The 12,400-nt window shown below is 59.4% G+C and carries 10 protein-coding genes; 4 read left to right on the top strand and 6 right to left on the bottom strand.

Annotated elements, in window-relative coordinates; all coding sequences use genetic code 11:
• Positions 1–83: 83 nt before the first annotated feature.
• From KF767_05115 to KF767_05100, 4 genes are read right to left on the bottom strand one after another with little or no spacing between them, the layout of a single operon-like run.
• Entirely contained in the window at positions 84–683 is a 600-nt protein-coding gene (locus tag KF767_05115) for a non-canonical purine NTP pyrophosphatase (protein MBX3017247.1), read from the bottom strand.
• A gap of 8 nt (positions 684–691) precedes the next feature.
• Complete coding sequence (gene rph / locus KF767_05110) at positions 692–1,423, bottom strand: ribonuclease PH (GenBank protein ID MBX3017246.1); 732 nt, start codon at positions 1,421–1,423, stop codon at positions 692–694.
• Between the two features lie 31 nt (positions 1,424–1,454).
• The gene (locus tag KF767_05105; GenBank protein MBX3017245.1) at positions 1,455–2,255 is read right to left on the bottom strand and encodes an N-acetylmuramoyl-L-alanine amidase; all 801 of its coding nucleotides are present in this window, start codon (positions 2,253–2,255) and stop codon (positions 1,455–1,457) included.
• Positions 2,256–2,272: 17 nt separating this feature from the next.
• Entirely contained in the window at positions 2,273–5,164 is a 2,892-nt protein-coding gene (locus KF767_05100) for a PAS domain S-box protein (protein MBX3017244.1), read from the bottom strand.
• Between the two features lie 473 nt (positions 5,165–5,637).
• On the opposite strand from KF767_05100, the gene KF767_05095 reads away from it, so the two are divergent.
• The 3 genes from KF767_05095 to KF767_05085 all read left to right on the top strand — a co-directional run bounded on the left by KF767_05095 (position 5,638) and on the right by KF767_05085 (position 8,694).
• Positions 5,638–6,987, top strand: a complete 1,350-nt coding sequence (locus KF767_05095; GenBank protein MBX3017243.1) for a hypothetical protein — start codon at positions 5,638–5,640, stop codon at positions 6,985–6,987.
• A 77-nt stretch (positions 6,988–7,064) separates the two neighbouring features.
• Entirely contained in the window at positions 7,065–8,258 is a 1,194-nt protein-coding gene (locus KF767_05090) for a hypothetical protein (protein ID MBX3017242.1), read from the top strand.
• A 148-nt stretch (positions 8,259–8,406) separates the two neighbouring features.
• Positions 8,407–8,694, top strand: a complete 288-nt coding sequence (locus KF767_05085) for a LysM peptidoglycan-binding domain-containing protein (GenBank protein MBX3017241.1) — start codon at positions 8,407–8,409, stop codon at positions 8,692–8,694.
• A gap of 19 nt (positions 8,695–8,713) precedes the next feature.
• On the opposite strand, the gene KF767_05080 is transcribed toward KF767_05085, so the two are convergent.
• Both KF767_05080 and KF767_05075 read right to left on the bottom strand, forming a co-directional pair.
• A complete protein-coding gene (locus tag KF767_05080; GenBank protein MBX3017240.1) occupies positions 8,714–9,817 on the bottom strand; it encodes a mechanosensitive ion channel family protein in 1,104 nt (367 codons plus the stop codon).
• Positions 9,814–10,632: an undecaprenyl-diphosphate phosphatase gene (locus KF767_05075; protein MBX3017239.1), complete on the bottom strand. Its 819-nt coding sequence runs from the start codon at positions 10,630–10,632 to the stop codon at positions 9,814–9,816. Before KF767_05075 ends, KF767_05080 begins: the two co-directional genes overlap by 4 nt.
• A 137-nt stretch (positions 10,633–10,769) precedes the next feature.
• Here KF767_05075 and KF767_05070 point away from each other — a divergent pair, with 137 nt between their 5' ends.
• Positions 10,770–12,347 carry a S8 family serine peptidase gene (locus KF767_05070; protein MBX3017238.1) on the top strand — a complete coding sequence of 526 codons (1,578 nt, stop codon included), beginning with the start codon at positions 10,770–10,772 and terminating at the stop codon, positions 12,345–12,347.
• Positions 12,348–12,400: the final 53 nt, after the last annotated feature.

Below are 12,400 nucleotides of genomic sequence, written 5' to 3'. Positions count from 1 at the left end.
TGGACGCGACCCCAGGTTTGTCGCTAGATGCGCCAGTGGTTTGGACCGTGGCCGAAGGCCACGGTCGTAAGTCCAGTCCGGAGTTAAGCCTTCATCACGGCGATGAGTTTGGACGCCGCGGCCGCGCGGTGGGAGTGGGTGTTTTTGTAGCCCGGGCCCAGCTCGGCCAGGGTCTTGGTTTTACCTTCGGGGACGAAGACGGGGTCGTAGCCGAAGCCGAGTTGTCCGACCGGGGCCTTCGCGATCGCGCCCTTCATTTCGCCGTCGAAGACGTGCTCGGCGCCCGACGGATCGAAAGCGACGAGCGAGCAGTAAAAGCGCGCCGTGCGCGAGGTCGCGCCCGTGGATTTCAGCTGCACCATCTTCAGCAGTTTGGCGACATTTTCCGAATCCGAAGCCTTCGGTCCGGCGTAACGAGCCGAGTGGATGCCGGGGAGTTTGTTCAGCAGATCGACTTCAAGGCCGGAATCTTCGGCCATGACCCAGACGCCGGGCTTCATGGCTTTGAGTGAACGCGCCTTGATGCGGGCGTTGTCCAGGAACGTCTGGCCGTTTTCCGGGGGCTGCACGTAAGAGGGAAGCTCGGACAGGCTCTTCACCACGATCCCGGGGATGTGTTTGTCGAAGAGCAGCCGCAGCTCCGAAAGTTTGCCTTTGTTGGTCGTGCCGATCCAGATTTCCATGTCGGGACCTACCGGCGCGGCAGCGGGAAGAAGGATTTGATCAGCTCTTCCTGGGTCATGAACAGATCGCGGCAGCCGATCGTCGCGAAGTCGATCATCGAGTTGAGCTCGTCACGGCTGAACGCGGTCTTTTCGCCCGTGCCTTGGATCTCGATGAAACGTCCATCGTGGGTCATGACGAAGTTCATGTCCGTGTGGATCGAGGAGTCTTCCTCGTAGTTCAGATCCAGGATCGGTTTGCCGTGCTGCAAACCCACGCTGACCGCCGAGATGTAATTGATGAGCGGCAGCTCACGGATTTCCGAAACGTCGACGAGTTTTTTGAGCGCGAAGGCCAGCGCCACGAAGCCGCCGGTGATGGCCGCGGTGCGGGTGCCGCCGTCGGCCTGGATGACGTCGCAGTCGACGGTGATCTGGCGCTCGCCGAGTTTGCGCAGGTCGACCGCCGCGCGGAGCGAACGTCCGATCAGGCGCGAGATCTCTTGGGTGCGGCCGCTCGATTGCGTGCGGTCCCGTTTCACGCGCGAGTGGGTCGCGCGGGGGAGCATGCCGTACTCGGCGGTGATCCAGCCTTCGCCCGAACCTTGAAGCCACTTGGGCGCCATGCCCTCGTAGCTCGCGGTGCAGATGACTTTGGTGCCGCCGAATTCGACCTGCACGCTGCCTTCAGCGTAGTCGAGAACGTGGGGCGTGATTTTAACGGGACGGAGTTGGTTCGGTTCGCGGCGATCAAGTCTCATGCCCCAGATATGGCATGCCGGGCGGAGCGGTTCAAGGGGCGGTGCTTTGATCCATCCGCTTTTTATACTCCAGAAGCCCCGCGTACAGGTTGTCGACGATGCGGGCCTGCACGACGGCGTCTTTGAGCTCTTCGCGGTCCTTTTTATTGGTCAAAAAGCCCAGCTCGATCAGCACGGAGGGAATGGAAATTCGCGAGACGACATGAAATGGCGCTTGACGAATCGTCCGGGTGGTCGCGGCCTCGTTGGTCGTGGCGGGCTCCCAGGTGTTGGCGAGTTCCAGACTCAAACGGCGCGAGGTGCGCACGCGCGAAGAGCGGCGCAGATCTTCGACGATCATGGCGACGTCGTTTTTCTTCGAAAGGTTCGCGCTGCGGTTCTTCACCGACTCGCGGAGCAGCTCTTTCTGATTCTCCAAGGCCGCGAGCAGAAGCGTCTCTTCGTCCGGCGGCAAGTGGTTCTGAAAGTAAATCTCCATCCCGCGCACGCGCGCGTCGCCGTTGGAGTTCGCGTGCAAAGAAATGAACAGATCCGCCTGCGCCATCTCGGCTTTGCGGACGCGCTCGTTCAGCGCCACGCGCTCATCCGTCCGACGGGTCAGGCTGACTTTGAATTCGGGACTCTCGATGAGCTTTCTTTCCAGCCGCTGCGCGATTGCGAGGACGAGGTCCGCTTCGCGCGTGCCGCCCGCCACCGCGCCCGCATCCATGCCGCCGTGACCGGGATCCACCATGATGTGCAGAGGAGCGATGACGGTGGCTTTCGCGGGCAGACTGAACGCGAGCAAACAGACGGCGAATCCGGCGATCCGGGCAAGGGGCGAAGAGGGCATATCCTTCGATTGTCCGCTTAGTGCAGATCGGTTTCGAGTCCCGGGGACGAGCTTTGGTCCTTCGGCGTGCCCTGCGGCAGATTCGCCTTCACGCATTCGACCAAGGACTGGCGCGAGATGGGCTTGGAGAGGTAGTCGTTAAAACCTTGCTCCAGGCAGCGTTCGCGGTCGCCCTTCATGCCGTGCGCGGTCAGGGCCACGACCTGGCCGAAGTGCCCGTGGGCGCGCAGCTGCTTGATCGCCTCGAAGCCGTCCATGACGGGCATCTGGATGTCCATCAGAATCAAGTCGTACGCGGTGGCCAGCGCCTTTTCCAGGCCTTCGCGTCCGTTTTCGGCCAAATCAATTTGCAGGTCTTCGCCGGCCAGGAAGGCTTGAATCAGGATTTGGTTGTCGACGGAGTCTTCGACGACCAAGAGCCGACCCCGGAGTTTGGCGTGCGCGCCGGCCGCGGGGGCGGGAGCATCTTTTGGCGGGCTCACCAAGGGAAGTTGCACGTCGATCGTGACCCGGAAGGTCGAGCCCGCGTCCGGACGACTGCTTTCAAGTTCCACGTCGCCGCCCAGAAGCCGCGCGAGTTTGCGCGACAAGTGAAGACCCAAACCGGTGCCGCCGAACTTGCGCGCCATCGACTCGTCGGCCTGCACGAAAGGTTCGAACAAGCGGCGCGCTTGGGTGTCGTCGATGCCCAGGCCCGTATCGAGAATGCGGAAGACGAGCGTCGCCGCGTCGCCCGAGCTCCGGGCCGAAACGGACGCAAGGACCTGCACCGAACCGCGCTCGGTGAACTTGATCGCGTTGCCGATCATGTTGATCAGGATTTGGCGCAGGCGCAAGGGATCGGTCGAGACCGACTCGGGAAGGTTCGCGGATTTTTCCAGCGAGAGCCTCAGCCCTTTCGATTCGGCCTGATTGCGCAAGAGCGAGATCACTTCGTCCAAAAGGCGCGGTAGCGAAAAGTCGACACGATCGACCTGCAGGTGATCGGATTCAACTTTCGAAATATCGAGGACATCGTTCACGATGCGCAAAAGCTGCTGACCGTTTTTGACGATCTTTTGAATGTGTTCGCTTTGCGCGGGATTTAAAGACCCTTCTTCCAGGCTTAATTCCGCGAAACCGATCATCGCGCCTAAAGGCGTGCGGATTTCGTGACTGATGTTGGCCAAAAAAGCGGACTTGGCCCGCGAGGCTTCGTTCGCACGACTGAAGAGATTCGCGTTTTCGATCGCGAAGGCCGCGCGTTTCGCCAGATCTTGCGACAGCGAGATGTCGAGTTCGTCGAACACGCGGTCGGCGTCGGGAGCGATCAGCGTGATCGCGCCGAGGATGCGCGTGCCGTAAAGAATCGGGACGACCAAAAGCGACTTCGCTCCGGCGCGGTTCAGGGCCGCGCCCTGTTCGGGACACGGCGTGAGCGCCTGGCAGATCGCGCCTTCCTCGAGTTCGGGATGCAATTGCACGCGCCCGTGACGTAGCGTCGGTCGCGGTCCGATTTCGCCGTTCGTTCGCGCGCGGTCTTCGGCGGGGAGGTCGAACGGAAGTCTCTGAAAATCGGCGACGACGTGGCTGTCGATGGCCTCGTTCGTTCCCGAGCGGCTGCCGCGGGTCACGGCCAAGCGGTCGAAACTTTCGCCGTCTTCACTCAAGATGTCGATCACGCAGGTCGAGGCCATTTCGCGGATCATGACCCGGGCGAAGGTGTTCAGCATGGCGTGGATGTCGAGCGAGCGGTTCAGCGCGGCGCTCGCCTCGGTCAGGAAGGCCAGGCGCTGGGCGGTTTTTTCGGCTTCGGTGAGTGCCAGCTCGGATTGCAAGAGTTCGATTTTTTGCTTCTCGGCTTTTTTCTTTTCGGTGATGTCTTCCGAAATGCCGAGCAGGTATTGCGCTTCGCCGTCCTGATCGTACACCGGGATTTTCTTCGTGTGGAGGATACGGATCCCCTGCGGCGTCGAGATCGGTTCTTCCGGGATGTCGACGGTGGCGTGCCCGCGCAAGACCTCGCGGTCCGCTTTGGTGAAGTGTTCGGCCTGCTCGGGCGGGAAAAGATCGAAATCGTTCCGACCCAGAAGGTTGTCACTGTCCAGGCCTAACAGCTCTTCCCCCGCTTTGTTGAAGCGAACGAAGCGCAAGTTGTTCGCGTCCTTCACGAAAATCATGTTCGGGATGTTCTCGACGACGGAATCCAGGAAGATCTGCGATTCGCTGAGCTGCGCCGTTTGCACGCGTTTGGATTCGGTCAGATCCAGGATGAAACCCACCATTTGCGATTCATTCACCCGCGTCGCCGCAACCGAACAGATCACGCGGCGTCCATCGGACCGCAAGTATTCTTTTTCGAAGGGTTGCGCGGTCCCGGACTCCAAAACTTCGCGCAGGGCTTTCAGACTGGCGTCGAGCGTGTCGGGGGTCGTCAGCATTTTCCAGGACAGGCGTTTGGCCTGAAGGTCCGCCTGCGTGTAGCCGACGAGTTTGAGGAAGTAGTCGTTCGCTTCTTCGATGTTGCCCTCGGTGTCGCTGATGACGATGCCGATCATGTCCGAAGTGAAAATCTTGTGGAAACGTTCGCTGTTGAGTTGCGCCTCGCGTCCCAGGCTTTGCGCGCGCGCGGACGCGCGGTGCATTTTCCCGCAGACGAGTGAAATCACGATGCCGTCCAAAGACAGCATCAGCAGGCGAACCGCCCACAGGTGCACTTCGATTTCACGGTAGTTCATCAGGTACAAGATGATGAAACCCACGGACAACCCGGTCGCCAGAAAACCCTGACGTTGTCCGCCGTACCAAGCTGAAAAGGCGATCGCGCTGAAGAACAGCAGGATCGGCGAGTCGAATTGCAAGAGCTCCAGCAGGACCACTTTCAAAACGAGGATCGCGGCGACCGCAAGAATCGTAATGAGGGTCGGCATCGAGCGCCGGAACGTTGGGAACATCCCTCTATCGCTAGCATTTTCGGCATGAACTTCAACGGGCAATTGGGAACAGGCGGGAGGAAAAAAGAAAGCGACCTGGTTGGGGGGTGGGGGACCAGGTCGCTATGGGGGGGTACCTTACCTAAGAGCAAGCTTGAGGCCAGGCTTTGGCGGCTCGAGAACGCATATATTGGAGTTCGGGCTGTTCAGGCCTTGGACAGGGACGACCAGCGGCGTCCCTCGGCGCCGCCACCCTCGCGGCTTTCACCGTTCTTTCGCGAAACCGAGGGAGTGATCAGGGTTTCGACGGGAACCCGCAAACTCCAAAAGAGGACCTAGACCCCCGTTCGACAGAAGTTTCCGAAATTGTCGAACTGCAATGACACCTCGTGAAAAATCATTCCGAGGCCTTATCCGTTCGCCTCACCTCGCCGAAAGGAGGGATGTGGATAATCACGGAGGTTTTTGCGATGGGTACCATGAACCGTAATCTGATCTTAGTTTTGAGCGCGCTGCTGACGATGACGTCGCCGGTTCTGGCGCAAACGGACCTTTCGATCGAAGCGGAAGAGGCGATGGCCGATTCCGATGCCGCATTGGCGGAAGCGAAAGAAACGAAACGTCGCGCGGAAGAAGATAAGTCGCGTCGCAACGCCGCTCAGAAAGAGCACCAATCCGCCCTGGCGAAAGCGCGTGCGAGCGAAGCCGAGCACCGCCGTGATATCGCCAAATCGGAAAACGAAGCCGCTAAACATAAAGCCGAAACGGAAGAATTCAACCGTCAAAAAGCTTCGGCGGAAGAGCGGACCGAGCTGCTGAAGAAACAAGTCGGCATGCAACAGGAGCGCACCGAGAAGGCGAAAGCCAGCCGTGGCGAAGCCTTGGACGCGAAGAAAAAAGCGGAGGACACCGCACGCGACATGACCGAACGCGCGAAGGAAGAAGACAAAAAAGCCCGCGAAGCGACCGAAGCCGCGAAAGAAGCGATGAGCCAAGCGCAGACCGCACGCCAAGCCGAGCGCGATGCGATGCTCGCTCTGGAACGTTCGAAAGCCGAGACCGCGCGCACCGTCGCCCAGTCGCAGGCGCAGGTCGCGAAGTCGAACGCCGAAAAACAACGTTCGCAAGCCGAAATCGCCCGCGGCGAATCGGAAAAGGTGAAGCTTAAGGCCCAGCAAGACCGCGCGGCTCAAGAGCAAAAGCTTTCTGAAGAGCAACTCCGCGTCGTGAACCAGCAGTTGAAAGAAGTGAAAGACAGCGTGGAAGGCGAGCGCCGCCAGCTGGATAAACAGCAAGCTCAACTGGAAACTTTCAAACGCGAAGTCCAACAGACCAAGCTGCAAAACGAGAAGTCGAAAGCCGAGCTCTTGAAAGAGCGCGCGGTGATTCAGGCCGAAGAAGCGCGCCTGAAAAACCAAGTCGCGCAGCTCGAAGGCGAAAAACGCCGTTCGGAAGAAGAGATCGCGCGTCTGAACGCGGAGCTCGAGAAAGCGAAGACCGAGAAGCAACACTGGGCGACCATGGTGGAGCGCGCGAAAATGGGCGTCGACCAGGTCGGTATCAAGAAGGAAACTTTGGCTTCGGAAGTCGAGACCGAAAAAATGCGCGCCGAGACCGAGAAGATCCGTGCCGAAACGGCGCAGATGCTGGCGGCCGACAAGCCCGTGAAGAAACAAGTCGTGAAAAAAGAAGAAGCGAAACCCAAGCGGGCTCCGGCCTCGGTGGGTGGCGCGGTGATCAAAAAGAAAACCGAAAAAGCTCCGGCGGCACCCAAGAAAAATGGGGCATCGACGGTGAAGAAGTCGCCGAAGCGCGGTTAAGGCGCGCGGTGAGCTGAAACCCCTGGCGGCGATCGTCCAAATTCGCCGCCCGGGACGTTTGATGGGGATCGAGGAAGTTGAAACCGGGTCGTGACCGTACTCACTTCTGCCTGACCGATCTGAAGGAAAATTGGATTCTGCGGAATCTGAGCTTCGGAGAGGTTCTTGCCATTCTGGCTTCGCGTCCGCGTTCGGCGGATGCTGATCTTTTATTCTGGACCGAAGAATGGAACGACTGGAAGGGCTTGGACGACACCGAGTGTTTGCCCTTCCGCACGCCGCGCGTGGAAACGCAGACGCCGCCTCCGGTGCCGTTGGTTCCCATTTTGTTCGTGGACCCGCAGGTGGCCGCGGCGAAACCCACCGCGAAGCCGGCCGCGACTCCGTCGCCCGCCGCCGAACGGCCGGCGATCTCCGCGAATTCTAAAAAATCGAAAAAACGGTCGGCCGAGACACCGGCTCCCGCGACGAATGAAACTTGGGCGGGCCGTGCGGAACTGACGCATCCCGTGCTTGCCGAAGCCGCGAAGGCGCCGAGTCTATCGGATTTGATGCGTACCACGAGCGCCCCGAAATTGTCGGTGAATCCCGAGTTCCAAACCCGACAGCAACCCGCGCCGAAGGCGGAACCTCCCGAAATGAAGGAGGCTTTGCCCGAGGTCTTGTCGGCGCCGCCCGCACCGGGTGTGGTGACGATCCCCGAGCCGGTGCCGCTCGCGGTGCACGCGATCCCGACGACGGTGCCGGTGCTGAAACCCACGGCCCCGCCGAAGCTCGTGACCCCCAGCGGGAAGATCGTTCCGCCGCCGCCGGGTTTCAATGACTCCATCGACGAAGAAACACCCGCCCCGGAGTTCACGGAACTCACGCGCGCGCCGGTGGGTAGCCGCGAAGAGCGCACCGAGGTGACTTCGGTCAAACCCATGGATCGTCATTTGAAGACGCCGCCACCGCGTGAAGGCGGAGCCGCCCTTCGTAAGAGCGAACGTTACGCGATTCAGATGCCGGTCATCGTACAGACGACGACCGAGCAGTTCAGCACGTGGACCTTGGACGTTTCCGAAGGCGGCATCCGCACGAAGGACCCGCTTCCGGACAGTTTAGTGGGTTACGCGCAGGTCGTATTGATGCCGAAGAACCGTGCGCCCTTTCACTTGCTGGCCAGTCAGGTCGAAGACCAAGCGGACGGCCGTTACCATCTTCAATTCATGGACAGTCCCGCCATGGTCGAATTCATCGCCTGGATGCGTGAGCAGTCGTGGGCGGCGTAGTCCGCCTGCGCAAGATCAACCGGTGGGCGGCATAGTCCGCCTTAAGGTTCGTGCTCAAGAGCGGGAATCGACTCTCCTCGACGTTTCGAAATGAGACCGCCACTAGAGACCTCCGTGGAAATCCGGGATCATGTCCCGAGGGGGACTCTTGAACAAACATATCGCGACGGTGTTGGTTTTCGGCGGTCTGCTCGCCATCGGTCTCGCATTCCAAAACTTCACAACCTATAGGGTTCGTCAGGGCGACACCCTGTCCTCCATCGCGAAAAGGTTCGGGACCACCGAGGCCGCTTTGATTAAAGCCTCGAATCTGCAGAATCCGATGAAGCTCGAGGTCGGGCAGAAGCTGACCATCGCCAGCAAACCGCTGGTCATACCGGACAAGAAAAAGGGCAAAGACGATAAGGGTGGGAAGGACACGCGCGGTCGCCCGTGATTCCTTCCGTCGGTCGTCGTTAGGTCTTCGGATTCACCATGTAGAGCGTGCGCGAGGGGAAGGCGAATTCCACCTTGTCGTGTTCGGCGATCTGCATGATTTGCATGAGAATCTCTTGCTGGGTGCGCTGTTCCTCCGCCCAGTCGTGGGTCGCGACGAAGAACTGCACCAGAATATTCAAAGTCGAGTCGCCGAGGCCGTTGAAGTAAACGTGGATGTCCTCTTTGATCACGAGCGGGTGTTGCATCAGCACGTAGCGGATGTGATCCATGAAGCCGTGCAGTTGATGAGTGTCGGTCGCGTAGGAAACACCGATGACGTGACGTACTCGCCGCGACGGACGGACGCCGAAGTTTTCGATCCGCTCTTTCGCCATCAACGCATTGGGGACGGTCACGATCGTGCGGGTGGCGGTACGGACCCGCGTCGAGCGTAGTCCGATCTCTTCGACGACGCCTTCGGTGTCTCCCACCTTGATCTGTTCGCCGACTTGAAACGGGCGATCGAACAAGATCGTCACCGAACCAAAAAGGTTCGCGAAAGTATCCTGTGCGGCCAGCGCGAGCGCCAAGCCCCCGAGTCCAAGGCCCGCGAGAATCGAAACGACGTTCACGCCGACGTTCTGCAGGATCATCAGGACGCCCAGGACGACGACCAGGATCTTCGCGGTGCGGGTCGCGAGCGGGGCGAGCTGATCGTCCAAGGTCGACGGGGTCGACTTCGCGTGCACGGCGAATCTTTGTCCCGCGGCATCGACCGCCATGTAAGCCAGGCGGATGACGGCCCAACCCATGATGAATTGGATGAGGGTTTTAAATACCCGGTCGGGTCCTTCGGGGAAGGCGAGCAGTTGCAGCGCCGACATCCAGAAAACCGCGGTGATCATCAAGGCCAAGGGGATTTGCAAAGGCTCGCGCAATAAGAATGAGCGGTACTCGTCGCCGGCCATTCGGTGGGACAGGCGCAGCCGGGCCCCGTTGAAAACCCAACGCAAGAAATGCAGCAGGAAGAATCCGGCGATCAGCGCGATGGCGATTCCCAGCCATTTCCAATTCGGTAAAAGCATCCAGGTCTGTTGTAAGAAGCTGAGTCCTTCGCGTTTCACATCTTCGGCGACGTTCACAGCCACCCTCCATACACCATGGTCAAGATCGCGACGCCCACGACGATTCGGTAGTAACCGAAATGGCGGAAGCCGTATTTTTGAACGAGCGCCATGAAAAAACGGATCGCGATCAACGCGAAAACGAAGGACAGCACGATCCCGAGTCCCAGCAGGAACCAGTGATGGCCGTCGAGCGGGGGCAGGGCGTCCGGCCCTTCACCGCCGGAGCTGCGAATCAGCTTCAAGATTTTGTAGCCGCTGGCCGCCAGGAGCGTCGGCACGCCCAGGAAAAACGAGAACTCCGCGGCGGCTTTCTGGTTCATGCCGAGCCACAACCCGCCGATGATGGTCGCCCCCGAACGCGAAACGCCGGGGATGAAGGCCAAACATTGCAGCACGCCGAGCGCCAGGCAGCGCGCGAAGCTGAAGTCGACGACATCGGCTTTGTCGCTGCGGCCACGGAAGCGTTCGCTGTCGGTCAAAACGAGCACGATCCCGCCGATGATGAGCGCCCAGGCGACGATCGACACCGAACTCGCGCCCAGGATCGCGTCGATTTTGTCTTTGACCAGAAAACCGATGACCGCGGCGGGGGTGAACGCGATGGCGAGGCGAGAGTAAAACGGCAGGTTGGGCAGGAAACGTCGCCAATAGAGGACAAGGACCGCCATGATGGCGCCGGACTGAATGATGATATTGAAGGCTTTCAGGAAAGGATCTTCGCCATATCCGAGAAGGGCGCTCGTCAGGATCAGGTGACCGGTCGACGAAACGGGAAGGAACTCGGTCGCTCCCTCAATGAGGGAGAGAATCACAACATCTATAATAGTCATGCGCACGCGATTGTTGTGGGACTCGGCGGCAGAATCAAATCCTTTTATGGCGGCTATCGACGCTGCTTCGTTCTTCAGCGAAATCGTATGACGTAGCAAATCAAAGCTGAAATATTCCTCAACAGCGACCGCGATGAATGTCTAGGATTTGCTCATTCTCACGGAGGGGAACTATGAAACGGATTTCATGGGCCTTGAAAGGCCTCGTCGCAATCACGGCACTCACCGCAGTGCAAACAACCCAAGCTGCTGAATACATTGTGAAGTATCGGTCGAGCGCATTCTTCTCGAGCATGAACTCGATGAATATGCAGGTCCTCGATACTCATGACTCGGCGAACTTGGCGAAAGTGAACATCCCGGAATCGGGCAAGATCAACGCCATGCTGAGCATGTATTCGAATCCGAACGTCGAATATATCGTTCCGAACATTCGCCTGCGCTCGTTCCTTATGCCGGTGAATATGAATCCCACTGCGCTGCGTAGCCAATGGGCCATCACGAAAGTGAAGGCGGAAGAGGCTTGGACTCGTGCGGGCAATAAAGGGAACAAGTCGGTCGTGGTCGCCGTCATCGATACCGGTGTCGACTATCGCCACGCGGCTCTGGTGCCCAATATGGTGCCCGGCTACAACTTCAAAAACAAAAACGACGATCCGATGGATAAAACCGGAATGCAAAATCCCGGTCACGGAACTCACTGCGCGGGTGTCGTCGGTTCGACCGGTCTGCAAGACGGCGGAACCATCGGTCTTTCGCCGAACGTTTCGATCATGCCCCTTCGTTTCCTTGACGAAAACGGCGGCGGTGACCTGATGGATGGTATTAAAGCCATCGACTGGGCGATCGAAAAAGGCGCGACCGTGATCTCGGCATCGTGGGGCGCGAAAGTCAGCCGCAGCCAAGCCCAACCTCTGGTTGAAGCGGTTGAGCGTGCGGGCAAAGCGGGAATCCCCTTCGTTGTTGCGGCAGCGAACGACGGTCAGAACAACGATAAGACCGAGTACTATCCCACCAACGCGGGCACCGATAACACCATCGCGGTCGCGGCTTCGAACTCTTCGGACGCAAAACCCAGCTGGTCGAACTACGGTAAAGCGAAAGTCCACGTTTCCGCTCCTGGCGAAAACATCGTGTCGACTCTTCCCGGTAACAAATACGGTGATCTGTCGGGAACTTCGATGGCGACTCCCTTGGTTGCGGGTTTGGTGGCTTTGTTGAAAGCCCAAGATCCTTCGCTGACGCCCCTGCAATTGCGTTCGCTCTTGCAAGCTTCGGGTGACAAGGTCGGTATCTCGGTCGCGTGTGATTGCCGCGTGAACGCGTTCACCGCAGTCGACATGCTTCTGAACAAGACGCCCTTCGTTTCGCCCAACGCATTGACCATGGCGAAAGGTGAGACTCGTGCCTTCGAGGCGGTCTTCGGAACGGCGCCCTTCCAGTTCGCTTCGTCGAACGCTGCGGTTGCGACCATCGACGCTTCGGGTGTCATGACCGCCGTTGCGGAAGGTGAAACGACAGTCTCGATCACGGATGCGGCTGGCAAAACCGCGACTTCGTACAAGATCTATGTCGGTCAGCCCCAGTCGACTCCCGGTAACCCCGGCGATCCCGGTAATCCCGGTGGCGACCCCGGTTCTTGCCCGATCGGTGATGCGGCCATGTGCGAAATCATCTGCCAAATCATGCCCGACGCTCCTTTCTGCTCGAAGTAATTCGACCGCACGAAAAGAGTCTCAACGCGAAAGGCCCCGTAAGGGGCCTTTTG

The organism is Pseudobdellovibrionaceae bacterium, from assembly GCA_019637875.1.
GTDB lineage: Bacteria > Bdellovibrionota > Bdellovibrionia > Bdellovibrionales > Bdellovibrionaceae > JAHBUW01.
The sequence above is the reverse complement of the archived record's forward strand: the minus strand, read 5'-3'. Positions and strand labels throughout refer to the sequence as shown.